General features: G+C 52.1%; 29 protein-coding genes and 1 pseudogene. 20 read left to right on the top strand and 10 right to left on the bottom strand.

Going from position 1 to position 26,480, the window contains the following annotated elements; all coding sequences use genetic code 11:
• Together QQZ17_RS14715 and QQZ17_RS14710 are read right to left on the bottom strand one after the other, a co-directional pair.
• A partial coding sequence (locus QQZ17_RS14715) for an IS1 family transposase (RefSeq protein ID WP_001568368.1) occupies positions 1 to 71 on the bottom strand: 71 nt, incomplete at its 3' end.
• Between the two features lie 55 nt (positions 72 to 126).
• Positions 127 to 336 (bottom strand): annotated as a pseudogene (locus QQZ17_RS14710) (iron-containing alcohol dehydrogenase); the annotation flags it as partial.
• Between the two features lie 194 nt (positions 337 to 530).
• Here QQZ17_RS14710 and QQZ17_RS14705 point away from each other — a divergent pair.
• Complete coding sequence (locus QQZ17_RS14705) at positions 531 to 1,430, top strand: AraC family transcriptional regulator (RefSeq protein WP_152406036.1); 900 nt, start codon at positions 531 to 533, stop codon at positions 1,428 to 1,430.
• A 48-nt stretch (positions 1,431 to 1,478) separates the two neighbouring features.
• Here the strand turns inward: QQZ17_RS14705 and yghB are convergent, their stop codons facing one another.
• Together yghB and metC are read right to left on the bottom strand one after the other, a co-directional pair.
• Positions 1,479 to 2,138, bottom strand: coding sequence for a DedA family general envelope maintenance protein YghB (gene yghB / locus QQZ17_RS14700; protein ID WP_152406035.1), 660 nt, complete (start codon positions 2,136 to 2,138; stop codon positions 1,479 to 1,481).
• A gap of 139 nt (positions 2,139 to 2,277) precedes the next feature.
• A complete protein-coding gene (gene metC / locus QQZ17_RS14695) occupies positions 2,278 to 3,465 on the bottom strand; it encodes a cystathionine beta-lyase (protein WP_152406034.1) in 1,188 nt (395 codons plus the stop codon).
• A 249-nt stretch (positions 3,466 to 3,714) separates the two neighbouring features.
• Here metC and exbB point away from each other — a divergent pair, with 249 nt between their 5' ends.
• Positions 3,715 to 4,449: a tol-pal system-associated acyl-CoA thioesterase gene (exbB, locus tag QQZ17_RS14690; RefSeq protein ID WP_152406033.1), complete on the top strand. Its 735-nt coding sequence runs from the start codon at positions 3,715 to 3,717 to the stop codon at positions 4,447 to 4,449.
• A gap of 6 nt (positions 4,450 to 4,455) precedes the next feature.
• Positions 4,456 to 4,881, top strand: coding sequence for a TonB system transport protein ExbD (exbD, locus tag QQZ17_RS14685; protein ID WP_152406032.1), 426 nt, complete (start codon positions 4,456 to 4,458; stop codon positions 4,879 to 4,881).
• A 64-nt stretch (positions 4,882 to 4,945) separates the two neighbouring features.
• Here the strand turns inward: exbD and QQZ17_RS14680 are convergent, their stop codons facing one another.
• Both QQZ17_RS14680 and QQZ17_RS14675 read right to left on the bottom strand, forming a co-directional pair.
• Positions 4,946 to 5,377, bottom strand: coding sequence for a cytoplasmic protein (locus QQZ17_RS14680; RefSeq protein WP_152406400.1), 432 nt, complete (start codon positions 5,375 to 5,377; stop codon positions 4,946 to 4,948).
• Positions 5,377 to 5,784: a hypothetical protein gene (locus QQZ17_RS14675; RefSeq protein ID WP_152406031.1), complete on the bottom strand. Its 408-nt coding sequence runs from the start codon at positions 5,782 to 5,784 to the stop codon at positions 5,377 to 5,379. Before QQZ17_RS14675 ends, QQZ17_RS14680 begins: the two co-directional genes overlap by 1 nt.
• A gap of 104 nt (positions 5,785 to 5,888) precedes the next feature.
• Here QQZ17_RS14675 and QQZ17_RS14670 point away from each other — a divergent pair, with 104 nt between their 5' ends.
• Complete coding sequence (locus QQZ17_RS14670) at positions 5,889 to 6,392, top strand: ESA_00282 family adhesion-associated protein (protein WP_152406030.1); 504 nt, start codon at positions 5,889 to 5,891, stop codon at positions 6,390 to 6,392.
• 71 nt (positions 6,393 to 6,463) lie between these two features.
• Positions 6,464 to 6,958, top strand: coding sequence for a TIGR00645 family protein (locus tag QQZ17_RS14665; RefSeq protein ID WP_152406029.1), 495 nt, complete (start codon positions 6,464 to 6,466; stop codon positions 6,956 to 6,958).
• A gap of 43 nt (positions 6,959 to 7,001) precedes the next feature.
• Here the strand turns inward: QQZ17_RS14665 and QQZ17_RS14660 are convergent, their stop codons facing one another.
• The gene (locus tag QQZ17_RS14660; RefSeq protein ID WP_152406028.1) at positions 7,002 to 8,042 is read right to left on the bottom strand and encodes an aldo/keto reductase; all 1,041 of its coding nucleotides are present in this window, start codon (positions 8,040 to 8,042) and stop codon (positions 7,002 to 7,004) included.
• An 81-nt stretch (positions 8,043 to 8,123) separates the two neighbouring features.
• On the opposite strand from QQZ17_RS14660, the gene yghX reads away from it, so the two are divergent.
• From yghX to QQZ17_RS14595, 13 genes are all read left to right on the top strand, one after another.
• Positions 8,124 to 9,011, top strand: a complete 888-nt coding sequence (yghX, locus tag QQZ17_RS14655) for a YghX family hydrolase (protein WP_152406027.1) — start codon at positions 8,124 to 8,126, stop codon at positions 9,009 to 9,011.
• A gap of 189 nt (positions 9,012 to 9,200) precedes the next feature.
• A complete protein-coding gene (locus tag QQZ17_RS14650; RefSeq protein ID WP_152406026.1) occupies positions 9,201 to 10,841 on the top strand; it encodes a methyl-accepting chemotaxis protein in 1,641 nt (546 codons plus the stop codon).
• Between the two features lie 85 nt (positions 10,842 to 10,926).
• Complete coding sequence (locus tag QQZ17_RS14645) at positions 10,927 to 11,214, top strand: DUF2623 family protein (RefSeq protein WP_042324192.1); 288 nt, start codon at positions 10,927 to 10,929, stop codon at positions 11,212 to 11,214.
• A 189-nt stretch (positions 11,215 to 11,403) separates the two neighbouring features.
• Positions 11,404 to 12,522 (top strand): hydrogenase 2 small subunit, encoded by a 1,119-nt coding sequence (gene hybO / locus QQZ17_RS14640; protein WP_042998143.1) that lies wholly within the window; start codon positions 11,404 to 11,406, stop codon positions 12,520 to 12,522.
• Positions 12,523 to 12,524: 2 nt separating this feature from the next.
• On the top strand, positions 12,525 to 13,511 hold the full coding sequence (hybA, locus tag QQZ17_RS14635; protein ID WP_152406025.1) for a hydrogenase 2 operon protein HybA: 987 nt from the start codon (positions 12,525 to 12,527) through the stop codon (positions 13,509 to 13,511).
• Entirely contained in the window at positions 13,501 to 14,679 is a 1,179-nt protein-coding gene (hybB, locus tag QQZ17_RS14630) for a Ni/Fe-hydrogenase cytochrome b subunit (protein WP_152406024.1), read from the top strand. Before hybA ends, hybB begins: the two co-directional genes overlap by 11 nt.
• Positions 14,676 to 16,379, top strand: coding sequence for a hydrogenase 2 large subunit (hybC, locus tag QQZ17_RS14625; RefSeq protein ID WP_152406023.1), 1,704 nt, complete (start codon positions 14,676 to 14,678; stop codon positions 16,377 to 16,379). The genes hybB and hybC overlap by 4 nt, the downstream gene beginning before the upstream one ends.
• Complete coding sequence (locus tag QQZ17_RS14620; protein WP_152406022.1) at positions 16,379 to 16,873, top strand: HyaD/HybD family hydrogenase maturation endopeptidase; 495 nt, start codon at positions 16,379 to 16,381, stop codon at positions 16,871 to 16,873. Before hybC ends, QQZ17_RS14620 begins: the two co-directional genes overlap by 1 nt.
• The gene (gene hybE, locus QQZ17_RS14615; protein ID WP_152406021.1) at positions 16,866 to 17,354 is read left to right on the top strand and encodes a hydrogenase-2 assembly chaperone; all 489 of its coding nucleotides are present in this window, start codon (positions 16,866 to 16,868) and stop codon (positions 17,352 to 17,354) included. Before QQZ17_RS14620 ends, hybE begins: the two co-directional genes overlap by 8 nt.
• Positions 17,347 to 17,688, top strand: coding sequence for a hydrogenase maturation nickel metallochaperone HypA (hypA, locus tag QQZ17_RS14610; RefSeq protein ID WP_042324177.1), 342 nt, complete (start codon positions 17,347 to 17,349; stop codon positions 17,686 to 17,688). Before hybE ends, hypA begins: the two co-directional genes overlap by 8 nt.
• A gap of 30 nt (positions 17,689 to 17,718) precedes the next feature.
• The gene (hybG, locus tag QQZ17_RS14605) at positions 17,719 to 17,967 is read left to right on the top strand and encodes a hydrogenase maturation factor HybG (RefSeq protein ID WP_042324176.1); all 249 of its coding nucleotides are present in this window, start codon (positions 17,719 to 17,721) and stop codon (positions 17,965 to 17,967) included.
• A gap of 77 nt (positions 17,968 to 18,044) precedes the next feature.
• Entirely contained in the window at positions 18,045 to 19,097 is a 1,053-nt protein-coding gene (locus tag QQZ17_RS14600) for an ABC transporter substrate-binding protein (protein ID WP_152406020.1), read from the top strand.
• Positions 19,097 to 19,780: a molybdate ABC transporter substrate-binding protein gene (locus QQZ17_RS14595; protein ID WP_152406019.1), complete on the top strand. Its 684-nt coding sequence runs from the start codon at positions 19,097 to 19,099 to the stop codon at positions 19,778 to 19,780. Before QQZ17_RS14600 ends, QQZ17_RS14595 begins: the two co-directional genes overlap by 1 nt.
• 83 nt (positions 19,781 to 19,863) lie before the next feature.
• Here QQZ17_RS14595 and yghU read toward each other — a convergent pair whose 3' ends face one another.
• Entirely contained in the window at positions 19,864 to 20,733 is an 870-nt protein-coding gene (gene yghU, locus QQZ17_RS14590; protein ID WP_152406018.1) for a glutathione-dependent disulfide-bond oxidoreductase, read from the bottom strand.
• A gap of 195 nt (positions 20,734 to 20,928) precedes the next feature.
• On the opposite strand from yghU, the gene gss reads away from it, so the two are divergent.
• Entirely contained in the window at positions 20,929 to 22,788 is a 1,860-nt protein-coding gene (gss, locus tag QQZ17_RS14585) for a bifunctional glutathionylspermidine amidase/synthase (RefSeq protein WP_152406017.1), read from the top strand.
• Positions 22,789 to 22,918: 130 nt separating this feature from the next.
• Here the strand turns inward: gss and QQZ17_RS14580 are convergent, their stop codons facing one another.
• Together QQZ17_RS14580 and pdxR are read right to left on the bottom strand one after the other, a co-directional pair.
• Entirely contained in the window at positions 22,919 to 23,287 is a 369-nt protein-coding gene (locus tag QQZ17_RS14580; RefSeq protein WP_152406016.1) for an SH3 domain-containing protein, read from the bottom strand.
• Positions 23,288 to 23,624: 337 nt separating this feature from the next.
• Positions 23,625 to 25,037 carry a MocR-like pyridoxine biosynthesis transcription factor PdxR gene (gene pdxR, locus QQZ17_RS14575; RefSeq protein ID WP_152406015.1) on the bottom strand — a complete coding sequence of 471 codons (1,413 nt, stop codon included), beginning with the start codon at positions 25,035 to 25,037 and terminating at the stop codon, positions 23,625 to 23,627.
• A 119-nt stretch (positions 25,038 to 25,156) separates the two neighbouring features.
• On the opposite strand from pdxR, the gene QQZ17_RS14570 reads away from it, so the two are divergent.
• The gene (locus QQZ17_RS14570) at positions 25,157 to 26,401 is read left to right on the top strand and encodes an MFS transporter (RefSeq protein ID WP_152406014.1); all 1,245 of its coding nucleotides are present in this window, start codon (positions 25,157 to 25,159) and stop codon (positions 26,399 to 26,401) included.
• Positions 26,402 to 26,480: the final 79 nt, after the last annotated feature.

Raw genomic sequence — 26,480 nt, 5'->3', positions numbered from 1 at the left:
GTGCTTTTGCCGTTACGCACCACCCCGTCAGTAGCTGAACAGGAGGGACAGCTGATAGAAACAGAAGCCACTGGAGCACCTCAAAAACACCATCATACACTAAATCAGTAAGTTGGCAGCATCACCCGACGGGTTAGGTTCGATGCCGCCAAATTCACGAACGTCCAGACCTTTCAGTGCGTCCTGTACCTGCGCCAGCACGCCGGTTTTTTTCACGCTGCCGCCGCCATAAGTGATCAGCACGCGTGCGTCCTGAGGGATTTGTGCGCGCAGTTCAGCAATCGCACCTTTACCAAACAGAATGCGAGTCGGGGTATGCAGATTAAAGTTGTTCATTGCTCGTTCCCTTATGTGGGTAAAAAAAAGAGGGCAGGCGGGGTCTGCCGGATGGAGAACATTGTGGTCGTGCGCGGCTATCCTCTCAATGCTCATTTCTGCCAATGTCTTGCCCATTTCTCCAGAGTGCTGGAGAAAAACGATAAACTTGCGCACAATCAAGGCGTCGTCATACGTTGAGAAAAATTTCTGCCATGAACCGCGAAGAGATCTGTTTACTGCTGACGGATAAAGTTAAGCAGTTGAAAAACAATGAACATAAGCCCGGTGAACTGCTGCCAGACATCCGTCTGCTGTATGGTACTGAACCGGGTTTACGTACACCCGTCATGTACGATCCCGGCATCATATTTCTCTTTTCAGGTCATAAAATCGGTTACATCAATGAGCGGGTTTTCCGTTACGACGCCAATGAATACCTGCTGCTGACAGTACCTTTACCCTTCGAATGTGAAACCTATGCGACACCTGACGTGCCGCTCGCCGGATTTCGCATCAATGTCGATATTCTGCAATTGCAGGAACTGCTGATGGACATCGGCGAAGACGAACGCTTTCAGCCGTCGATGGCGGCAAGCGGGATCAACTCCGCGACGCTCTCTGAGGAGATCCTCTGCGCGGCAGAACGTCTGCTCGACGTCATGGAGAGACCGCTGGACGCGCGAATTCTCGGTAAACAGATTATCCGCGAGATCCTCTATCACGTTCTGACCGGGCCACGCGGTGGCGCACTGCTGGCGCTGGTGAGCCGTCAGACCCACTTCAGCCTGATTAGCCGCGTGCTCAAGCGTATTGAAAATAAGTACACCGAAAACCTCAACGTCGAGCAACTGGCGGCAGAAGCCAACATGAGCGTCTCTGCGTTCCACCATAATTTTAAGTCAGTCACCAGCACATCGCCGTTGCAGTACCTGAAAACGTATCGGTTACATAAGGCGCGGATGATGATGATTCACGACGGCATGAAGGCCAGTGCGGCGGCAATGCGGGTGGGTTATGAAAGTGCGTCGCAATTCAGTCGCGAATTTAAGCGCTATTTCGGCGTGACGCCGGGAGAGGATGCGGCGCGGATCCGCACCATGCAGGGGAGTTGACGGACGGCGCAGGCCGGATAAGCAGAGCGCTATCCGGCAATCAACCTATCAGGCGCTACAGTATTTCTTCTTGATAACGACCACAACCGTGCCGATCAAACCCGCCGCCAGCAGGAAGAGTGGCAGGATCATCAGGAAGGTCATAACCTGATCTTCATGGCGCTTCACAAACGGGATCATGCTGAGGGCATAGCCAAAGCTGGTGACCACGCCGACCCACAGCAGACCGCTCAGCCAGTTGAAGAACTGGAAACGGCGGTTAGAGAGGCCGGAAATCCCCGCCATGGTTGGCAGCAGGGTCCGTACGAACGCCAGAAAGCGTCCCGCCAGCAGTGCCAGCAGACCGTGGCGGTCAAACATGCAGGTCGCGCGCTGGTGGTATTTCGCCGGAAGTTGCGCCAGCCAGCCTTTTACCGTTCGAGTATTGCCCAGCCAGCGTCCCTGAATATAGCTAAGCCAACAACCGAGGCTGGCCGCCGTCGTCAGGATCACCAGAGTAGGGACAAAGCTCATGACGCCCTGCGCGACTAATGCGCCCGCTAATAGCAGGAGGCTATCACCGGGTAAAAATGAGGCCGGTAACAGGCCATTCTCTAAAAACAGCGTGGCGAACATCACAAAGTAGACGACGCTAACAACATGTGGGTCCGCCAGCGCGGCAAAATCATGTTGCCAGAGCGCAGCGATAATATCTTGAATGACAGCCATGGACTTTCCTGTGGAACAGCGTTTACGCCTTAATGACCCTATTGTACTCCTGAACGGGCCCGGATGACTTGATCCCGGGCGCAACAAATGCAGACAATTTCGCTCGACGTGTCTGCATAGCTGTCCATTAGCGTCAATTTTACACGAGGCGAGAAAATCCGGCGGCTAAATCTGCAATCAGATCGTCAACATTTTCTAAACCAATGTGGAGACGAATCAGCGTGCCGCTGAAATCCACGCCCCCTTCCGGGCGAATTTCCGCAATCTGTTCAGGCTGATTGGCCAGAATCAGCGACTCAAACCCGCCCCACGAATAGGCCATGCTGAACAGGCTGAAGTGATCCAGATAAGCGGACAGCTCGTCATTATTGAGCTTTTTATTCAGCACAAATGAGAACAGACCGCTGCTCCCCGTAAAGTCACGTTTCCAGAATTCGTGTCCTTTACTGCCCGGCAATGCCGGATGATTCACTCGTGCGACCTGCGGATGGGCAGCCAGCCATTCGGCAACCTTCAGACTGCTTTCGTGATGCTGACGCAGGCGCACACCCAGGGTACGCAGCCCGCGGCTGGTCATATAGGCCGTATCCGCATCGACCATTTGCCCCATCAGATAGGCATTCTCACGCAACCGATCCCAGCAGCGGGCGTTCGAAACGGCAGTACCAACCATTGCGTCGGAGTGACCAATCAGGTACTTGGTCCCGGCCTGAATCGAGATATCAATGCCGAAATCGAGGGCTTTAAACAGCACGCCCGCAGCCCAGGTGTTGTCGATCATAATGATGGCGTCTGGCGCAACGCGTCTGACGGCGGCGACAATCGCCGGTACGTCGTGGACTTCCATGGTGACGGAACCCGGAGACTCGAGGAAAACGACTTTGGTGTTGGGTTGAAGATGCTTAACAATGTCAGCGCCGACCAACGGATCGAACCAGCCGGTGGTCACCCCCAGCTTGCCGAGGATTTTGGTGCAGAAATCCTGGCTCGGCTCATAGGCTGTGTTAGTCATCAGCACATGGTCGCCCTGTTCGACAAAGGCCAGAATGGTGTTGGCGACAGCCGCAGCGCCGCAGGGGAAGAGCGCGCAGCCGGCACCGCCTTCAAGCTCGCACATCGCTTCCTGCAGCGAGAAATGGGTCAACGTGCCGCGGCGTCCGTAAAAGAGTTCGCCGTTGGCGCGGTTGCGGGTGGCGTGCTTTTTGGCTTCGACCGTTTCAAAAACCAGCGAAGAAGCGCGTTGAATCACACTATTCACCGAACCCAGCGTGTATTTTTTACTGCGTCCTGCACCGACCAGTTTGGTGTCCAGTTGCTTATCTGCCATGTTGTGTTTCCTGTTTTTATACGTCTGGATGTCTAAACTACCACGAATGGCAAAATGCGCATCCCGGGGAACAGGATAAAGCACAATATTTTCTTAAAATTCCCTCCCGTAACGTTTTACTGCGTAAGCGCAAGGAAAAGAAACCAAAGGTGCGGCACTATGTAAATAGTAATGAGAACGACTATCAATTCGACGTCGTTTTGATATTATTACGCTCAGAATTTGTGATTTGCGTCCTGGAGATACAGAGTGGGTAATAATTTGATGCAGACGGATCTTTCCGTCTGGGGTATGTATCAGCACGCCGACATCGTGGTTAAGTGCGTGATGATTGGTCTGATTCTGGCGTCAGTGGTCACCTGGGCTATCTTCTTCAGTAAGAGTGTTGAGTTCTTCTCTCAGAAGCGTCGGCTTAAGCGCGAACAGCAACTGTTGGCGGAAGCCCGCTCTCTGGATCAGGCAAGCGATATCGCTGCAAACTTTGGCGCTAAAAGCTTAAGCGTCCAATTGCTCAATGAAGCGCAGAACGAACTGGAACTGTCTCAGGGCAGTGAAGACAACGAAGGGATTAAAGAGCGTACTGGTTTTCGTCTGGAGCGTCGCGTTGCGGCGGTGGGACGTCATATGGGGCGCGGAAATGGCTACCTGGCGACCATCGGGGCGATTTCACCGTTTGTCGGTTTGTTCGGTACGGTCTGGGGCATCATGAATAGCTTCATCGGGATTGCGCAAACGCAGACCACTAACCTCGCCGTCGTAGCGCCGGGTATCGCAGAAGCACTGCTGGCGACGGCCATCGGTCTGGTTGCCGCCATCCCAGCCGTGGTTATCTATAATATCTTTGCCCGTCAGATTGGCGGTCTTAAAGCGATGCTGGGCGATGTGGCAGCACAGGTGCTGTTACTGCAAAGTCGCGACCTGGATCTGGATGCAAGCGCATCCGCTCATCCGGTACGCACCGCGCAGAAATTACGTGTAGGGTAATGTTTCATGGCAATGCGTCTTAATGAAAATCTGGACGATAACGGTGAAATGCATGAAATCAACGTGACGCCGTTTATCGACGTCATGCTGGTACTGCTGATCATCTTTATGGTGGCCGCGCCGTTGGCAACGGTGGATGTGAAGGTAAACCTGCCTGCTTCCTCCAGTACGCCACAACCGCGCCCGGAAAAACCCGTTTACCTGTCGGTCAAAGCGGACAACAGCATGTTTATTGGTAACGATCCGGTGACGGACGAGACCATGGTGGCAGAACTGACGGCACTGACTGAAGGGAAGAAAGACACCACGATCTTCTTCCGCGCGGATAAAACCGTCGACTATGAGACCCTGATGAAGGTGATGGACACGCTGCATCAGGCGGGGTATCTGAAGATTGGCCTGGTCGGCGAAGAGGTCGCGAAAGCGAAATAATCGTTGTCGCCCCGGGCACGATGAGAGAAAAGGTCGGGTAAGGCGTTATTGCTACCCGGCTTTTTTATTGCCTGTCGCTCCGGGTCTGTACCAGGCGTTCATTGAGCGCGACGGTGGTGATCGCGATCGTGCGGTAGTTCCCGTCGGCAAGTTTGCGCGTCAGTCGCAGCGTGGCCGTCTCCCGAGCCAACAAATACTGCCAGGTGCTCTCCAGCCGCGCCATGATTTTGTCATGCAGCTCCGGGGTCTGTCTGATAATGGCGTTGATCGCCGCGCCATAAATCTCTTCCTTCACCTGAAGCGCGTAAATTTCCCGTCGGTTTTGCCATTTCAGACGAACCAGCGCCGCCGGGATGGACGTCACTTCTTGCGCCACACTTTCGAGGACGGCATTTTTATTGGCGATAAGCGCGGCAATATTCTGCTTTAAGATAAATTGATCGCTTTTATTATCATCCAGGGCCAAATAGACATTATTATCTTCAACATCTTTAATCATTGTTCGTCATCCAGAGAATAGAAAAGGGGCGAGTCTTTCTCCCGGGTAATTAAATTAAGCCAAATTTCATTACCATTTTCATTTATATGCGCGGTCATTTCAGCGATTATTTTACTTAAGGTCTGGGCGTCAATATCGCCTTCAGCCTGTAACGCATTAATAACCCGAGCGAAAGTCTCAATTTTTGCCACCCGCTCAAGGCGTTCTTTAAAATGACGATCGCGTTCTTCGAGCAGAATATTTTTAGATTGCCCTGTGGGCGTTGCGCTAATTAAGATATCGGCTTCATAATCGCTGAGGGTTGTTTTGCTCTGAGTTAAATTCTCATCGTTTTCTGCTGTTCCTTCCGCCTGACCTGCGGGTGACAGATGAAAACGCGGTGGCACAAGGTGCTCAGGAAGCATGTCGCAATTTCCTTTAATATCAAAAGTATAGTTGTTTTTATTTGGCAGGTCGCGTTGACAATAACATGGGGTAATTTTAGAATCAAAAAAAATGGAGTCATGCTATGAACAGTATTTTTTATTCTGTCATTACCTTGTTATTGCTGACCGGCGGCGTGCTTTTATTAATGCGTGAGTTTAATAAACCGCGCAACGCTGAAGAACTGGCCTCTGCGACTCAATCAACACCTCTGACCAAAGAAGAGGGAGAGGATCATTTTTCCACGTTGATGAATGCTATTACACCGATATGGTACTGGCGCGTCAATCACGAATATATTGATTTCCTTCACGCAACGATAAAACGCATGACGATGGCGCAGTTGAATGACACCCCAGGACTGTTTGATGCCCAACGGCGTTGCAGCGATCTCAATTCAGCGGTGTATAAATACTACGACACGATAAAAAAGCGCTGTCTCAACGGTGAAAAAGTTCCCCATTCCGATCTCGACGTACTCAACTTACGCCAGTGTTTCCGGGAGTTTAGCGTCGAGGCGTATCCGTCACTGGTAGCGCTGGTGTGGCCTGAGTATCAGCGCCCGTGGATCAATCCCGACGAAGTTTGACGGGGATGTTGATCTGATGTTGCACAGTTGGGATATACTGTCGCCCGGTTTTTGCTACATCACAGGAAATTATGGAACGCTTTCTCGAAAACACCATGTACGCGTCTCGTTGGCTGCTGGCCCCGGTTTACTTTGGTTTGTCACTGGCACTGGTTGCGCTGGCGCTGAAATTCTTTCAGGAGATTTTTCATGTGCTGCCCAATATCTTTTCGATGGCAGAAGCTGACCTGATTCTGGTGCTGCTGTCGCTGGTGGATATGACCCTGGTCGGCGGACTGCTGGTGATGGTGATGTTTTCTGGCTATGAGAATTTCGTCTCGCAACTGGATATCTCCGAAGGGCGGGAAAAGCTGAACTGGCTGGGGAAGATGGATGCGACCTCACTGAAAAACAAAGTCGCGGCCTCGATTGTCGCTATCTCTTCCATTCATCTGCTGCGCGTATTTATGGACGCGAAGAACGTGCCGGATAACAAGCTGATGTGGTACGTCATTATCCATCTCACCTTCGTCTTGTCGGCGTTTGTGATGGGCTATCTCGACAGGTTAACCCGCCATAAGCACTGACTGAACAGGCCGGGTAGCCGCTGTCGCTACCCGGCACTGCGCGTTACTTATCGGACGACGCCTGCCAGAGGTTCAGTTCACCGTCAGCGACATGCTTATCAATCTGCGCCAGCTCTTCAGCAGTGAACGACAGATTTTTCAGCGCCTGAGCGTTTTCTTCTAGTTGTTCCGGGCGGCTTGCGCCAATCAATACCGAGGTGACGCGATCGTCTTTCAACAGCCAACTGAGCGCCATTTGCGCCATTGACTGACCGCGCTGTTGCGCCATCTCATTAAGCAGACGCAGACTGCTGAGGTTCGCTTCCGTCAGCATATTCTCCGTCAGACCACGTACTTTCTTCCCTTCGCGCTGCATACGTGAGCCGTCCGGGATGCCGTTCAAATACTTCCCGGTGAGCAACCCCTGTGCCAGTGGTGTAAAGGCGATACAGCCGACACCGTTGGCTTTTAACGTATCCAGCAAACCGCTTTTATCTACCCAGCGGTTCAGCAGATTGTAAGAAGGCTGATGGATCAGCAGCGGGATTTTCCACTCGCGCAAAAGCTCAGCCATTTTTTGCGTTCGCTCCGGCGAGTAAGACGAAATGCCGACATACAGCGCTTTACCACTTTGTACGGCGTGAGCCAGCGCGGACGCCGTTTCTTCCATCGGTGTGTTCTCATCTACGCGGTGAGAATAGAAAATATCGACGTAATCCAGTCCCATACGCTTCAGGCTCTGATCGAGGCTGGCGAGGAGATATTTCCGCGAGCCGCCGGAACCATAGGGGCCTGGCCACATATCGTAACCGGCTTTGGTCGAGACGATCAGCTCATCGCGCAAGGCGGCAAAGTCTTCGCGCAGCAGGCGGCCGAAGTTTTCTTCCGCACTGCCCGGAGGCGGCCCGTAGTTGTTGGCTAAGTCAAAGTGGGTAATGCCGAGATCAAAGGCTTTTCGCAGCAGCGCGCGCTGCGAGTCGAGGGCTTGAACGTGACCGAAGCTGTGCCACAGACCGAGTGATAGCGCGGGCAGTCGGAGGCCGCTTTTACCGCAGTAGCGGTACTGCATATTCTCATAGCGGTCAGGGGAGGCGTTCCAGGACATGATGTCTCCTTTCAGGTGATGAATTTTCGAAACAGCGTTTTCATTCTATGCTTATAAAATCACAAATTCCGGAGATATGCGATGACGCGTCTGACAGCCAAAGATTTTCCGCAGGAGTTGCTCGATTATTACGACTACTACGCACACGGGAAAATCTCGAAACGAGAGTTCCTCAATCTCGCGGCAAAGTACGCCGTTGGCGGGGTGACGGCGCTGGCGCTGTTCAATATGCTCAAGCCCAACTATGCGCTGGCGGAACAGGTGAAATTCACCGATCCCGATATTTTGCCTGAGTATATTCACTATCCGTCGCCAAACGGTCATGGCAACGTGCGCGGCTATCTGGTGAAACCGGCCAACGCGACGGGCAACGTGCCTGCTGTGGTAGTGGTGCATGAGAACCGGGGCCTGAATCCCTATATTGAAGATGTCGCAAGGCGGGTCGCGAAAGCGGGCTACATTGCGCTGGCACCCGACGGTTTAAGCTCGGTGGGCGGCTACCCTGGAAACGATGAAGAAGGGAAAGTTTTGCAGCAGAAAGTGGATCCGACGAAGTTGATGAATGACTTTTTCGCCGCCGTCGAGTTTATGAAACAACACCCTGAGGCCAGCGGGAAAGTGGGGATCACCGGATTTTGCTACGGTGGCGGTGTCTCGAATGCGGCGGCCGTAGCCTATCCGGAACTGGAGTGCGCGGTACCGTTTTATGGCCGCCAGCCTGCCGCGGCGGATGTGCCGAAGATAAAGGCGCCGATATTGCTGCATTACGCGGCGCTGGATAAAAATATCAATGAGGGCTGGCCGGCGTATGAAGCTGCGTTGAAAGAGAATAATAAAGTTTATGAAGCTTATATTTATCCCGGCGTGAATCATGGCTTTCATAATGACTCTACGCCGCGGTATGACCAGGCCGCTGCTGAGCTGGCCTGGCAAAGAACGCTGGCATGGTTCGAAAAATATTTATCATAAATAACAGGATAATCATTAGTTAGGTAATATTCCCGGTGTTTTTCATTGTTAATTATAGGAATATAAGAAACGGGGATATTGTTTATGAAAGTAAAAAAAACAAAAGTCAGTATATATTCTTCATTCCTTGCCGATAACGAGATTAAGACTCGCCTCTGGGCGACTTTTCCCTAACGGCAAGGAACATATATGTACATACTGCGTAATTTCACCATCCGGGTCGTCATGCTGACGATCCTTGGTATTTTCTGTTTAATGTGGATGGGTGTGGGTTTGTACAGCACCTGGTCTCTTTCTCGTGTCGCTGATGGTAACGAAGTCGATCGCCATCTTGTTCGTCAGATGACGGTGCTCAGCCAGGGCAACGATCAGTATTTCCGCTTTGTCACCCGACTCAGCCGCGCGATGGAGTTGAAAGCCAGCGGCGGCACGCCGGATTTCGCTCCCGTCCAGCAGGCGCTGGATAACATGAGCAAAAATCTGCAAGAGATGAAAACCCTTTCGCCAGGCCCGATGGATCCCGACGTCTCCGCCGCGGTGCTGGCGAGCTGGCAGGATCTCCTCGACAAAGGCGTCACGCCGCAAATGCAGCTGGCGCAACAGGGGACTCAGAGCGCCTGGAGCGAACAGGCAAACAAAGTGACGCCAGTATTGAGCCGGGCGTTTGGTGCCAGTGCGGAACGCTTTAATAAAGCCGCGGGTGTGATGCTTGATCAAACCCGCGTGATGGTGGATAGCAAAACGTCGATCATCCGTACTCTGATCATCGGCGCAGTGATCCTGGGCATTGCGATCCTCTTCTTCACCGATCGCTATCTGGTGACCATGCTGGTGAAACCGCTGGCGCGAATTCGCCAACAGTTTCGCCAGATAGCCCAGGGCGACCTCAGTCAGCCGATTGACGACATAGGCCGCAACTGTGTCGGTCAACTGGTGCCTTTATTGCGCACGATGCAGGACAGCCTGCGCGATGCGGTAAACACGATCCGTTCCGGTAGCGACAACATCTGGCGCGGGGCCACTGAAATCTCCAGCGGCAACAACGATCTTTCATCGCGAACGGAAGAGCAGGCCGCTGCGCTGGAAGAGACGGCCGCGAGCATGGAGCAGCTTACCGCCACGGTGAAGCTGAATGCGGATAACGCGCGTCAGGCCAGCCTTCTGGCTGAGTCTGCATCACGCACAGCAGGTAAAGGCGGTTCGCTGGTGTCTGAAGTGGTCGAGACAATGGACGGTATTTCCGCCAGCTCGAAGCAGATTGCTGAAATTACGACCGTCATTAATAGCATTGCCTTCCAGACCAATATTCTTGCATTAAACGCGGCGGTTGAAGCCGCGCGTGCGGGTGAACAAGGGCGTGGATTTGCCGTTGTCGCCGGCGAGGTGCGTAATCTGGCGAGCCGCAGCGCGAACGCGGCAAAAGAAATTGAAACGCTGATTGCCGAATCCGCTCGCCGCGTCGACCACGGAGCGGTACTGGTGAAGGATACCGGTTCAACGATGGAGGCGATCCTGAGCGGCGTGACGGAGGTCAATACCATCATGAAACAAATAGCCTCAGCGTCGGAAGAACAGAGCAAAGGGATTTCTCAGGTGGGTGTTGCGATTACCCAGATGGATGGCGTCACGCAGCAAAACGCCGCGCTGGTGGAACAGGTTTCTGCCGCCGCTGCGGCACTGGAAAGACAAACGGAAGATTTACAACGTTCTGTGCAACAGTTCCGGTTATCGCAAAATGACACGCCCAATCACCCCGCCAAAAGTGCCGCTCCCGTCGCTCAGCGACGCCAGGCACCCGCTGCGCCAGGTGATGAGTGGGTGGCGTTTTAAGGAACAGTAAAAAAGTCTCTGAACCCTCTGGCCTTTGCTTAAAAGATCGCTATATAATTTATTATATAGCGATTAAGGAGGGGTCATGAACAATCATTTTGGCAAGGGCCTGATGGCCGGATTAAGCGCCACGCAGGCTGACAGCGCTCGCAATGTGGCGGATTTTTGTTCGGATTATAAACGCGGCTTCGTATTAGGATTCTCGCATCGCATGTTTGAAAAAACCGGCGACAGGCAACTTAGCGCCTGGGAAGCGGGGATCCTGACGCGCCGCTATGGGTTGGATAAAGAGATGGTGATGGACTTCTTTCGGGAAAATCAGTCCAGCACCACAATTCGCTTTTTCATGGCCGGCTATCGGCTCGAAGGTTGATCCAAAGGGGGTATTATCTTGCTTTAATTAATTACACTAGCCACTACTCCCTTCGTTTTGTTATTCCCTCGCAGTATCATAGGCTACATAACCATAACAAAAGTGTGGTAAATGGCGCAGCGATCGCAGTTACGGATTTGTGATTGTTGCAAAATAAGAGCCAGGTCTTCGTAACGGAATAACTATAAAATGACTGGAGATAACACTCTCATTAATTCCCATGGCGTAAACCGTCGTGATTTCATGAAGCTTTGTGCAGCACTCGCCGCCACGATGGGGCTCAGTAGCAAAGCCGCCGCCGAAATGGCTGAATCGGTATCCCGTCCGCAGCGCCCACCGGTTGTCTGGATTGGTGCTCAGGAGTGCACAGGGTGTACCGAATCCCTCCTTCGCGCGACCCACCCCACGGTAGAAAACCTCGTTCTGGAGACCATCTCTCTGGAATATCATGAGGTGCTTTCCGCCGCCTTCGGCCACCAGGTTGAAGAGAACAAACACAATGCGCTTGAGAAGTACAAAGGGCAGTATGTGTTGGTTGTTGATGGTTCTATCCCATTAAAAGATAACGGTATTTACTGTATGGTTGCCGGTGAGCCGATTGTGGATCATATCCGCAAAGCGGCAGAAGGTGCGGCAGCGATTATCGCTATCGGTTCCTGTGCTGCGTGGGGCGGCGTCGCCGCTGCCGGCGTGAACCCGACCGGTGCAGTTGGCCTGCAGGAAGTTCTGCCAGGTAAAACCATTATCAACATTCCAGGCTGCCCACCGAACCCGCATAACTTCCTGGCGACAGTCGCCCATATCATCACCTGGGGCAAACCGCCGAAACTGGATGCGAAAAACCGTCCAACCTTTGCCTATGGCCGCCTGATTCACGAACACTGCGAACGGCGTCCACACTTCGATGCCGGTCGCTTTGCGAAAGAATTCGGCGATGAAGGTCACCGTGAAGGCTGGTGCCTTTACCACCTCGGCTGTAAAGGACCCGAAACCTGGGGCAACTGCTCCACGCTGCAATTCTGCGACGTTGGCGGCGTATGGCCAGTGGCGATTGGTCATCCTTGCTATGGCTGTAACGAAGAAGGCGTTGGTTTCCATAAGGGCATTCACCAACTTGCCCATGTGGAAAATCAGACACCGCGCTCCGAAAAACCTGATGTGAACATGAAAGAGGGCGGCAACATCTCTGCCGGCGCTATCGGGTTGCTTGGCGGCGTTGTCGGTCTGGTGGCCGGTGTCAGCGTGATGGCGGTACGTGAACTGGGGCGTCAGCAAAAGAAAGATAACGCTGACTCACGGGGAGAATAACCGTGAACAGACGTAATTTTATCAAAGCAGCCTCCGGCGGGGCGTTGCTGTTAGGCGCTGCGCCGTCTATCAGCCACGCGGCTGCAGAAAATCGCCCGCCCATCCCCGGTTCTCTGGGTATGTTGTATGACTCGACGCTGTGCGTGGGCTGTCAGGCCTGTGTGACCAAGTGTCAGGATATCAACTTCCCGATGCGTAACCCTGAAGGGGCGCAGACCTGGTCGAACAACGACAAACTGTCACCGTATACCAACAACATCATTCAAGTGTGGCGTAGCGGTACAGGCGTGAATAAAGATCAGGAAGAGAATGGCTATGCATACATCAAAAAACAATGTATGCACTGCGTCGATCCCAACTGCGTCTCTGTCTGCCCGGTTTCCGCACTGAAAAAAGATCCGAAAACCGGCATCGTTCATTACAACAAAGACGTCTGCACTGGCTGCCGTTACTGCATGGTTGCCTGTCCGTACAACGTGCCAAAGTACGACTACAACAACCCGTTTGGTGCGCTTCACAAATGTGAACTGTGTAACCAGAAAGGCGTTGAGCGTCTCGATAAGGGCGGCTTGCCAGGCTGTGTTGAGGTTTGTCCTGCCGGTGCGGTTATTTTTGGTACCCGCGAAGAGTTGATGGCCGAGGCGCAAAAACGCCTGGCGCTGAAGCCTGGCAGTGAATACCACTATCCGCGTCAAACCGTGAAAACGGGCGATACCTACGTGCATACCGTGCCGAAGTACTATCCGCATCTTTACGGTGAGAAAGAGGGCGGCGGAACGCAGGTGTTAGTACTGACCGGGGTGCCTTACGAGAATCTGGATATGCCGAAGCTGGATGAGATTTCAACCGGCGCGCGTTCCGAACATGTTCAACACACCCTGTATAAAGGCATGATGCTACCACTGGCCGTGCTGGCGGGCTTGACCGTGCTGGTTCGTCGTAATACCAAAAACGACCATCACGACGGAGGAGACGATCATGAGTCATGATCCTAAACCGCTGGGCGGCAAAATTATCAGCAAACCGGTCATCATCTTCGGGCCGTTAATCATCCTCTGCATGCTCCTTATTGTGAAGCGTCTGGTATTTGGATTGGGGTCTGTCTCCGATCTGAACGGCGGTTTCCCGTGGGGCGTCTGGATTGCCTTTGACCTGTTAATCGGCACCGGCTTTGCCTGTGGCGGTTGGGCGCTGGCGTGGGCGGTATATGTCTTCAACCGGGGACAGTACCATCCGCTGGTGCGTCCGGCGCTGCTGGCGAGCCTGTTTGGTTATTCTCTGGGTGGCTTGTCTATCACCATTGACGTGGGTCGTTACTGGAACCTGCCGTACTTCTACATTCCGGGTCACTTCAACGTGAACTCGGTTCTGTTCGAGACGGCGGTCTGTATGACCATCTACATTGGGGTGATGGCGCTTGAGTTTGCCCCTGCGCTGTTTGAACGTCTGGGCTGGAAGGTGTCGCTGAAGCGTCTGAACAAGCTGATGTTCTTCATCATCGCCCTCGGCGCGCTGCTGCCAACCATGCACCAGTCCTCCATGGGCTCGCTGATGATCTCGGCAGGCTATAAGGTGCATCCGCTGTGGCAGAGCTATGAAATGCTGCCGCTGTTCTCGGTATTGACCGCCTTTATTATGGGCTTCTCGATCGTCATCTTTGAAGGTTCGCTGGTTCAGGCTGGCCTGAGAGGAAACGGTCCGGATGAGAAGAACCTGTTTATCAAGTTGACGAACACCATCAGCGTGATGTTGGCGATCTTTGTCGTTCTGCGCTTTGGTGAACTGATTTACCGGGACAAGCTGTCATATGCCTTTGCCGGCGATTTCTACTCAGCAATGTTCTGGCTTGAAGTCGTGCTGATGGTCTTCCCGATAGTGGTGCTGCGCGTGGCGAAACTGCGCAATGACTCTCGTATGCTGTACCTGTCTGCGCTCAGTGCGCTGCTGGGTTGTGCTGCATGGCGTCTGTCCTATTCGCTGGTGGCATTTAATCCAGGTGGTGGCTACCACTACTTCCCGACCTGGGAAGAACTGTTGATTTCTATTGGTTTTGTGGCTATTGAGATTTGCGCTTACATCGTACTCATTCGTCTACTGCCGATACTTCCTCCTTTAAAACAAAACGATCACAATCGTCATGAGGCGAGCAAAGCATGAGCCAGAGAATTACTATTGATCCTGTAACCCGTATTGAGGGGCACTTACGTATCGATTGCGAAATCGAAAACGGCGTTGTTTCAAAAGCATGGGCTTCCGGCACCATGTGGCGCGGTATGGAAGAGATCGTGAAGAATCGCGATCCTCGTGACGCGTGGATGATTGTGCAGCGTATTTGCGGCGTTTGTACGACAACGCACGCGATTGCCTCCGTTCGTGCGGCAGAAAGCGCGCTGAACATTGACGTTCCGGTTAACGCCCAGTATATCCGTAACATCATTCTGTCGGCGCATACCACTCATGACCACATTGTGCACTTCTATCAGCTCTCGGCGCTGGACTGGGTGGATATCACCTCTGCGCTGAAAGCCGATCCGGCAAAAGCGTCAGCGATGCTGAACGGCGTGTCGACCTGGCATCTGAACAGCGCGGAAGAGTTCACGAAAGTTCAGAATAAGATCAAGGACCTGGTTGCCAGCGGCCAGTTGGGGATTTTCGCCAACGGTTACTGGGGACACCCGGCGATGAAACTGCCGCCGGAAGTGAACCTGATCGCCGTTGCTCACTACCTGCAGGCGCTGGAATGTCAGCGTGATGCCAACCGCGTGGTGGCGTTGCTGGGCGGTAAAACACCGCACATCCAGAACCTGGCGGTGGGTGGCGTTGCCAACCCGATCAACCTCGACGGCCTGGGCGTACTGAACCTGGAACGCCTGATGTACATCAAGTCCTTCATCGACAAACTGAGCGACTTCGTTGAACAGGTCTACAAGGTGGATACGGCGGTGATTGCCGCGTTCTATCCGGACTGGCTGGAACATGGTAAAGGGGCGGTTAACTATCTGGCTGCGCCGGAATTCCCGACCGACGGTAAGAACGGCAGCTTCCTGTTCCCGGGTGGCTATATCGAAAATGCGGATCTGTCGAGCTATCGCCCGATCTCCTCTCACTCCGACGAGTACCTGATCAAAGGGATTCAGGAGAGCGCCAAACACGCCTGGTATAAAGACGAAGCCCCGCAGGCGCCGTGGGAAGGGACGACCATTCCGGACTATAACGGCTGGTCAGATGACGGCAAATATTCATGGGTGAAATCCCCAACGTTCTACGGTAAAACCGTCGAAGTGGGACCGCTGGCGAATATGCTGGTGAAACTGGCCTCCGGACGTGAGTCCACGAAGGCAAAACTGAATGAAATCATTGCGATTTATCAGGCGCTGACCGGTAAAACGCTGGAAGTGGCGCAGTTGCACTCCACGCTGGGGCGTATTATTGGCCGTACCGTTCACTGCTGTGAACTACAGGGTATCCTGCAGAGCCAGTACAGTGCGCTGATTGCCAACATCGGTAAAGGTGACCACACCACGTTCGTGAAACCGAATATTCCGGCGACGGGTGAATTTAAAGGCGTCGGTTTCCTTGAAGCACCGCGCGGGATGCTCTCTCACTGGATGGTGATTAAAGACGGCATTATCAGCAACTACCAGGCGGTAGTACCGTCAACCTGGAACTCCGGTCCGCGTAACTTCAACGATGACGTCGGTCCGTACGAACAGTCGCTGGTAGGCACGCCGATTGCCGATCCGGAAAAACCGTTGGAAGTGGTACGTACTATTCACTCTTTCGATCCTTGCATGGCGTGTGCAGTGCATGTTGTTGACGCTGACGGGAACGAAGTTGTCTCTGTAAAGGTTCTGTGATGCGGATTTTAGTTTTAGGGGTCGGCAATATTTTGCTGACCGATGAAGCCATCGGCGTTCGTATCGTTGAAGCCTTAGAGCAGCGATATGAATTGCCGGATTTCGTTGAAATCCTTGATGGCGGTACGGCGGGCATGGAGTTGCTCGGCGACATGGCAAACCGGGATCATCTGATCATTGCGGATGCCATTGTCTCGAGAAAAAACGCCCCGGGTACGCTGATGATCCTGCGGGATGATGAGGTGCCGGCGCTGTTTACCAACAAGATCTCCCCGCATCAGCTGGGCCTGGCCGACGTTCTGTCGGCCCTTCGCTTCACCGGTGAGTTCCCGAAAAAACTGACGTTGATTGGCGTCATTCCGGAATCGCTGGAGCCGAACATTGGCTTAACGCCAACGGTTGAAGCGATGATTGAACCTGCGCTTGCGCAGGTTCTGGCCGCGCTGCGTGAGTCGGGCGTTGAAGCGATCCCACGGGAGGTAACGCATGTCTGAGGAGATCTCCGGGTTCCAGACGGCTCCAAAGGCACAGGTTCAGGCCGCGTTTGAAGCGATTGCGCAGCGTTCAATGCACGATCTGTCCTTCCTGCATCCTGATATGCCGGTGTATGTCTCTGACTTTACCCTGTTTGAAGGGCAGTGGACAGGATGCGTGATTACGCCGTGGATGCTGAGTGCGCTGATTTTCCCCGGGCCAGACCAGCTCTGGCCAGTGCGTAAAGTCAGTGAAAAGCTCGGGCTGCGTCTGCCGTATGGCACGATGACGTTCACCGTGGGCGAGCTGGACGGCGTATCGCAATACCTCGGCTGTTCCCTGATGTCGCCGCTCAATCACAGTTTGTCGGCACAGGAGGGTGTGCGTCTGGCCGATGACTGCGCGCGGATGCTGTTGTCGCTGCCGGTCAGCGATCCGGATGCGCCGCAGACAAGCCGTCGCGCATTGCTGTTCGGGCGTCGGGGCTTACAGAATGCATGAGCTGTCTCTTTGTCAGAGTGCGGTTGAAATCATTCAACAGCAGGCTGAACAGCATGGCGTAAAGCGCGTCACCGGCGTGTGGCTGGAGATTGGCGCGCTGTCCTGTGTTGAAGAGAGCGCGGTTCGTTTTAGTTTTGACATTGTCTGCCAGGGGACGGTGGCGCAAGGCTGTGAATTGCACATCGACTACAAACCGGCACAGGCATGGTGCTGGGATTGCAGTCAGGCAGTTGAAATCACTCAGCACGATGCACAGTGTCCGCGTTGTCATGGCGATCGTCTGCGTGTTGATACCGGCGATTCGCTGAAAGTGAAAAGTATTGAAGTTGAATAACCCGTGATGTGACATGGGGCGGAGTCAGATATGTGTATAGGCGTTCCGGGCCAGGTTCTGGCCGTCGGTGAAGATATTCACCAGCTTGCGCAGGTGGAAGTGTGCGGCATCAAACGTGATGTGAATATTGCGCTAATCTGTGAAGACAGTCCTGCACAACTGGTCGGGCAGTGGGTGTTAGTGCATGTGGGGTTTGCGATGAGCATCATTGATGAAGAAGAAGCCAAAGCCACGCTGGATGCGCTACGCCGTATGGAGTACGACGTGACCAGCGCCTGATAACCCCTGATGACAGTCTGTTAAGTGTTCTTTCATCGCTGTATACTTAATTATACACCGAATGCGAGGATACACTCATGCTTAAATTCTTACGCCAGCTCTCCCTGCTGGCGTTACTTTTCCCTCTCCCCTTCATGGCGCAAGCCGACCGTACCTTTACCGATCAAATTGGCCGCCAGGTCACCGTGCCGGATAAGGTGGATCGCGTTGTGGTGCTCCAGCATCAGACGCTCAATCTGTTGGTGCAGATGAATGCGACCGACAAAATTGTCGGCGTGATGGCGAACTGGAAGCAACAACTGGGTGATGGCTACGCGCGACTGGCGCCGGAACTGGCCCAGAAAACCGCGCTGGGCGATTTAACCCACGTGGATCCGGAACAGCTGGTGGCGCTGCACCCGCAGGTCGTGTTTGTCACAAACTACGCGCCGCAGGAGATGATCGACAAAATCAGCAGTCTCGGCATTCCAGTGGTGGCAGTCTCTCTGCGCCATGACGCGGCAGGGGAACAAGCCAAACTGAATCCGACCATGGCGGATGAGGAACAGGCTTACGAGCGGGGCTTGCGGGAAGGGATCACGCTTATCGGCGATATTGTTAATAAACCGCAAGAGGCGAAAGCGCTGATTGACGCCACCGATAAAGGACGCAAGCTGGTGAGCGATCGTTTGCAGGCGATCCCTGAAGATCAACGCGTTCGCGCCTATATGGCCAACCCGGATCTGACTACCTACGGTTCAGGAAAATATACCGGCCTGATGATGGCGCACGCTGGGGCGCTGAACGTTGCGGCCTCAACCGTTAAGGGCTTCAAACCGGTGGCGATGGAACAGGTGATTGCCTGGAATCCGCAGGTCATTTTTGTGCAGGATCGCTATCCAAAAGTGGTTGATGAGATCCTGCAAAGCCCGCAGTGGCAGGTGATTGATGCAGTGAAAAATCATCGTGTTTATCTGATGCCTGATTACGCGAAAGCCTGGGGTTATCCGATGCCGGAAGCGATGGGGATTGGTGAACTGTGGATGGCGAAAAAGTTGTACCCCCAGAAGTTCACGGACATTGATATGCGCAATGTGGCGAATGAGTGGTATCAGCGTTTTTATCGCACCGACTATCAGGGCGTTGACTGATGCGCATCCTCGCTGCGGGGAGTCTGCGTGCGGTATGGCAGTCGCTGATGGCCTGTTTTCAGGAGAAGGATGTGCTTTGTGATTTTGGTCCGGCGGGGTTGCTGCGCGAACGGATTGAAGCTGGCGAGCCCTGTGACTTTTTTGCCTCGGCGAATATGGCGCATCCACAAGCGCTGCTGGACGCCGGTCGTGCACAATCCGTGGCTCCCTTCGCGACCAATCGCCTGTGTCTTACCGTGCGGGCGGATGCAGTGCGAGAAGGCGATGACTGGTTATCGCTGTTAACGCGTCCGGACCTGCGGATTGGCACGTCGACAGCGGGATGCGATCCGTCCGGTGATTATACGCAGCAGCTTTTTTCACGGATGGGCGATGCGGGAACGCGCGCCCGGGAACGGGCGGTGGCGCTGGTCGGCGGCAGAGATACGCTTCCCCTTCCGGCGGGAAGTCTGGCAGCCGAGTGGTTAATCAGCAATGATGACACCGATGTCTTCATTGGATATGCCAGCTATGCCCCGAGGCTCAGACTGATTGAGACGCTGACGGTGGTAGAAATACCGGAGCCATATAATCCGGTCGCGGAGTATGGATTTGCCTGCCTGAGTGACAAGGGAAAGCCGTTCGCCGATTTTTTGTTATCACCTGAGGCGAGATTAATTCTTTGTCAGCATGGATTCGCCTGACTGTCAGAGGGCGGCATCAGCGTATGATCAGGCCTACGGTTGGAATAGGGTAGGCCTGATAAGCGCAGCGCCATCAGGCAGCATTATGCCGGATGGCGTTTATCTTCGGTGTTTGTGTCGAAATCACCGGCGTCATGACGTTCATGAAGCTGCTCATTCAACGGCCCGTTGGTACGATTCACAATCCGCCCGCGTTTAACGGCCGGACGTTCAGCGACCTCTTTCGCCCAGCGCTGCACATTTTTGTAGCTGCCTGCGTCAAGGAATTCCGCCGCATCGTACACATTGCCCAGCACGACGTTGCCAAACCACGGCCAGATAGCCATATCGGCAATGGTGTACTCATCGCCCGCCACGAAAGCGTTATTCGCGAGCTGCTTATCCAGCACGTCCAGCAGGCGTTTGGCTTCCATCGTAAAGCGGTTGATCGCGTACTCAATCTTCACCGGTGCGTAGTGATAGAAGTGGCCGAAACCGCCGCCGAGGAAGGGCGCTGCGCCCTGGAGCCAGAACAGCCAGTTCAGGGTTTCCGTACGTTTTGCGCGATCCTGCGGCAGGAAATAGCCAAACTTTTCCGCCAGATACAGCAGGATCGATCCCGACTCAAACACGCGCACCGGTGGATTCTGCGAATGATCGCGCAATGCCGGGATCTTCGAGTTCGGGTTAACCTCCACAAAGCCGCTGGAGAACTGATCGCCTTCGCCAATGCGAATCAGCCACGCATCGTATTCCGCGCCGCTCACTCCCTGCGCCAGCAGTTCTTCCAGCATGATGGTGACTTTCTGGCCGTTCGGTGTGCCCAGTGAATAGAGCTGAAGCGGGTGCTTACCGACGGGCAGCACTTTGTCGTGAGTTGAACCGGAGATCGGACGGTTGATGTTGGCGAATGCACCGCCGCTGGATTTTTCCCACGTCCAGACTTTCGCGGGCTGATAAGTGTTATCTGACATGTTGACCTGCCTTCTGAGTGGTTGTGTTGAAGCAGTGTAGCAGGTCACCACCCGCGCATTTAACAGATTGGCACATTTACGCCTGGCTATTTTTTGTTGTTGCGCGCGCTCCCGCTGCGTTGAGGTGTATGATGGTCGGCGGTGTAGAGCAGGCAAGCAGAAGCTGCTCAGCTGTATAGTTTTGAGGTAAGGTGCATGAGCAAAGGAACGACCAGTCAGGATGCCCCGTTCGGGACATTATTGGGCTATGCCCCCGGTGGTGTAGCGATCTACTCTTCAGATTACAGCTCCCTCGACCCACGGGACTATGACGATGATGCTGTATTTCGCAGCTATATCGACAATGAATATATGGGCCACAAATGGCAGTGCGTTGAATTCGCGCGCCGTTTCCTCTTCCTGAATTATGGTGCGGTGTTTACCGATGTCGGTATGGCGTGGGAGATCTTCTCGCTGCGTTTCCTGCGCGAAGTGGTGAACGACAACATTTTGCCGTTGCAGGCGTTTCCTAACGGATCGCCCCGCGCGCCGGTCGCCGGGGCGTTGCTCATCTGGCAAAAAGGCGGTGAATTTAAAGACACCGGCCACGTCGCGATTATTACTCAGTTGCTGGACAACAAAATCCGCATTGCCGAGCAGAATGTCATTCACACTCCGCTTCCTCCCGGACAGCAGTGGACGCGTGAGCTGGAGATGGTGGTGGAAAATGGCTGCTATACCCTGAAAGACACTTTTGACGACACCACCATTCTGGGCTGGATGATCCAGACCGACGATACCAGGCACAGCCTGCCGCAGCCGGGGATCGCCAATGATTCGCTGAAGATAGGCGCGGCAAGACTGGAAGAAAAGGGTCAGTTTGACGGCAAGTGGCTGGACGAACAGGATCCGCTGCAAAAAGCCTATGTAACGGCAAACGGTCACGTGATCAATCAGGATCCATACCAGTATTTCACGATTACAGAGAGTGCCGAGCAGGAGTTGATCAAAGCGACCAACGAGCTGCATCTGATGTATCTGCACGCCACAGACAAGGTGCTGAAAGATGATAACCTGCTGGCGCTGTTCGACATTCCCAAAATCCTCTGGCCGCGTTTGCGTCTCTCCTGGCAGCGTCGCCGCCACCATATGATCACCGGTCGTATGGATTTCTGTATGGATGAGCGTGGGCTGAAGGTGTACGAATACAATGCCGATTCCGCTTCGTGTCATACCGAAGCGGGGCTAATCCTCGAGCGCTGGGCGGAGCAGGGCTATAAAGGGCAGGGGCACAACCCGGCAGAAGGACTGATTAACGAGCTGGCAGGAGCCTGGAAACACAGCCACGCGCGTCCTTTTGTGCACATCATGCAGGATAAGGATATTGAGGAGAACTACCACGCGCAATTTATGCAGCAGGCGCTGCATCAGGCCGGGTTTGAAAGTAAGATCCTGCGTGGGCTGGATGAACTACGCTGGGATGATGCTGGTCAGTTGATTGACGGCGAAGGACGCCTGGTGAACTGCGTCTGGAAAACCTGGGCATGGGAAACGGCCATTGAGCAGGTGCGTGAAGTCAGCGAAACCGAGTATGCCGCTGTGCCGATTCGTACCGGGCATACCGATCAGGACGTACGGCTGATTGATGTGCTGCTGCGCCCGGAAGTGCTGGTCTTTGAGCCACTGTGGACGGTGATCCCGGGTAACAAAGCGATTCTGCCGATCCTCTGGCAACTTTTCCCGCATCATCGTTACCTGTTGGATACTGATTTCATCGTCAATGATGAACTGGCGCAAACCGGGTATGCGGTGAAACCGATTGCCGGTCGCTGTGGTAGCAATATCGATTTGGTCAGCCATCAGGAAGAGCTGTTGGATAAAACCAGCGGGAAATTTGCTGAACAGAAAAACATTTATCAGCAGCTATGGTGTCTGCCAAACGTTGCCGGTAAGTATATTCAGGTGTGCACCTTTACCGTCGGTGGAAACTACGGCGGCACCTGTCTGCGCGGCGACGAATCGCTGGTTATTAGGAAAGAGAGCGATATCGAACCGCTGATAGTACTGAAGGGGTGATCCCTTCGGCTATTTCGCGTAAGGAACTAAAGACCGCAATGCGTAGCGTTGCGGTTTCTTTTTACCGTGGTGTCCGGACATGGCCTAAGCGATAGCAGTTTCGCTCACAACGTCTTTTACCTGATGCAATTCATGCTATTTTCCGTAGAATATTCATCGGCACCCATCCAATATCATTATCTGTAAGCCGTCGACACCATAGCCAGCCATTCAGCGCTTTTATTGCCTGAAACTCATCACCCTCATTCACGTCAAGCTCTTTCGCAGAATAGTCCTCTTTTGCCACCCCATGATCCGACTCGGCACGTCGTTCAATCAGTTGTTCAGGAACCCACCCGCCTGCATGACCCGACGCTATACAAAAACACCAGTTATCCCATCCTTCATTACCCTCATATCTTTCCCCAACAATAAGCGGGGTTCCTCTTGTGAATGTGATAGGATCTGGATATTCGCTTCGATGTTGCCCGGTCGCGATAAAAAATATTTTTTCGTCCATTTATCTTTCTCCTGATTACAGTTATGTTTCCAGGGGCATTAAATTTTTTCTGTCCATACAGTACAGGTGAATATCATATTATTATAAGGCATAGTAAATGATCACAGTCACTAAAATAGCGATTGCCAATGTTGTCATGTTAAATGAATGACAAATAGATGGAAAATAAATAGATGAAAGAGAAATTAATGAAAGAGTAATTAATTGCAATAAGGCTCATTTATCTATATCGATTTTGTCTGATCCGGAGAGTGGATTTGCATCAATGTATCCTGAAGGGTTTGAGGTGAATGATCCTAACGATTATCTCTGAAACAGTAAGTGTTTAATCCGCAATTTATAAACTCTCGCTGAGGTTTAATTCCGCTTTGATTATATTCAATCCGGTTTCCATGATCTCACAGGAAAGATGTGCATAACCCAAAATTATTTTACTTTGATGTTTCCCCTTTAACATGGAGTGTTTTTCCACAGGAACAACATAGACACCTTTTTCTTGCAATCGTTGAAGGGTTTTTTGCGTAAAAATAACACCATTAAATTCTGCCACAACATGCATCCCGGCCCGATCGCCGTGTATTTTAATATTTTCTCCAAAATATTTATGTAAGAGAAAAAGTAACTGTTCTCGTCGTTTCCTATACTCTTTTTTCATTCGTCGGATATGACGTTCAAGTTCTTTACTTTCGATGAAATGCATCAGCGTTAGTTGGGTTATTGAATTTGAATGATGATCCGCTAGTCGTTTAATTTCCCGAATTCTGCTTACAAGATGACGCGGGACTACAAGATAACCGAGGCGTATAGAAGGGAACAACACTTTACTAAACGTGCCAGAGTAAATCACATGCTGTGGATCAAGTTCAAATAATGAATTGGCAGGTGAACCCTCATAAGTGAATTCACTATCATAGTCATCTTCTAGTATCAAACAGTCATTCTCTCTGGCGAATTTAATCACTTCCAGACGTCTTTTGATGGGTAACCTCCCCCCCATTGGAAATTGGTGAGATGGTGTCATAAATATCAATGTAGGGCTATTGTTCTTGAAAAATAAGCAAGGTTGTATACCATCCTTATCGACTTCAAAAGGCGTGATATTATTCGTGTGATAAGAAAATATCTGCCTGACATTGTCGTTAGTCGGATTTTCAATCCAGATTTCACTTTGTGCATCAAGCAGACATTTTGCCACCAATGTTAAACCTTGTTTCGTTCCGTTGGTAACAATAATCTGGTCCGCACCACAGACGATGCCTCGTGTGCGTTGAAGATATTTTCTGAGTACTTCTCTAAACTCTGACCTACCTTGAGGATCATCGTAACCTAATGCAGATATCGGCGCCTCTTTTAGCGCTTTTGTTGCCGCTTTACTCCATTTTCTTTTGGGAAATAAATCTAAAGCAGGAAGCCCACTGTCAAAGTTAATCGCATTCGTGGGTATTGATATATCTGACAACGAGGCGGTACAACTATCACTAACCTGTAAGGGGTGTTTCTTAGCAATAATGTCTGAACTGACAAAAAAACCAGACCCGGGCTTACTCACGACAAGACCTTCTGAAATTAACATTTCATAAGCCGTCAATATTGTATTTCGTGAAACAGACAAATTTTTAGAACACTCACGTGTTGATGGAAGTTTTTCTTCAGTACGTAAGTTACCAGAAAGTATCTTTTCGCGTATATCCTTGTAAATATTTTTTGAATAAGAATGACCATGAATTCTATCAAACTTAATGTATAGCATTCGAACTTTCCCCAACTGGTTCCATTAAAATTTGCTCAAACTGGTACTTCTTGAAAACGGTTGTCTGTGGTTAACTTTCATCTGGAATAGTCTAAAGTGTTAACTTTAAGTAAACGGTCATGGATAATACTGAGAAAATAGATCAACGAGCATGGCACTACGTAAACCTGATATTCCTGATGCAGATAGTTGGCGCATCCTCTTCCCCAATTATCATTTCTTTAGGAGGCATGGTGGGTGCAAAGCTTTCAAGCACGCCTTCTTTAGCGACATTGCCCGTTTCACTTTATAGCATAGGGATGGCGCTAGCAACCTTGCCTGTTGGCTACTTAATTGCTCGTTTTGGCCGGCAATCTACTTACCTGATGGGGGCGCTGATTGCTGCTATTGGAGGGCTTTTTGCAGCCTATGGCGTTTACAGCGCTTCTTTTCTGAATTTCTGTATTGGTGCAGTCCTGGCGGGAGGCTACGGCGCCTGCGTACAAAATTACCGTTTTGCAGCTATTGATTATCTTCCTGGATGGGCACATCCAAAAGCGATTTCTCGGGTGATGCAGGGGGGACTGGTTGCTGCTGTATTAGGGCCGCAGCTGGTTATTTTGGGACAGGACATTTTGGACGTTCCTTTGGTCGGCAGTTTTCTCAGCCAGTCCGTGCTGGCACTCATCGCTATAATTTTGATTTTATCTGTGGGCCGGTTGACGACAGGGCTTGTTGTACCTGAAGAGGATAAAATCACGGAGCAAAGCGAAAGACAGGAAAATAACGTTCCCAGGCAACCAAGAACAATTCTGCAGATTATAAAAAGTTTCCGCTTTATTGTCGCCGTGACTGCCGGATTAACATCTTATGGTTTGATGATGTTTATGATGACGGTAACGTCGATGGCTATAGTCGACGCCGGTCATTCAATCAATCATGCAACGTTGGGCGTACAGTGGCATATTTTAGCGATGTATCTCCCCAGCTTTTTTACCGGTAAGATCATGACCCGCTATGGTAAGTTGCCTGTCACCATACTTGGTTTTCTAATTATTGCTCTCTCAAGCGTTTGTTATTTTATCGGCAACAGCGTATTCATTTTTTGGAGTGGATTTGCGTTACTGGGGCTGGGCTGGAACTTCAGTTTTATTGGCGCGACCGCGTTGGTGACAGAGTGCTACCATGCAAGTGAGCGCAGTAAAGTACAATCATTGAATGACCTGCTGGTTTTTGGTGCCTCTGCTATCGCCTCGCTGATATCCGGACAGTTGTATCACTCTCTCGGTTGGATAAACCTCAATTGGCTCACTTTTATTCCTATTGCGCTTGCAGTATTGCTCTTGTTGAGGCTTTCAAAGAAAGGACTCGCGGGTCAGGATTAACCCCTGTGTTCAGGACACTGAACGACGTATTGTCGACTTCCGATCGGTGTTAGATTAGATTCCGGTGAACTCAATTGAC

Source organism: Citrobacter sp. T1.2D-1 (assembly GCF_950098555.1).
GTDB classification, from domain to species: Bacteria; Pseudomonadota; Gammaproteobacteria; order Enterobacterales; family Enterobacteriaceae; genus Citrobacter_A; species Citrobacter_A telavivensis.
Note: the sequence above shows the minus strand (reverse complement) of the source record. Positions and strands in the feature narration are given on the sequence as shown.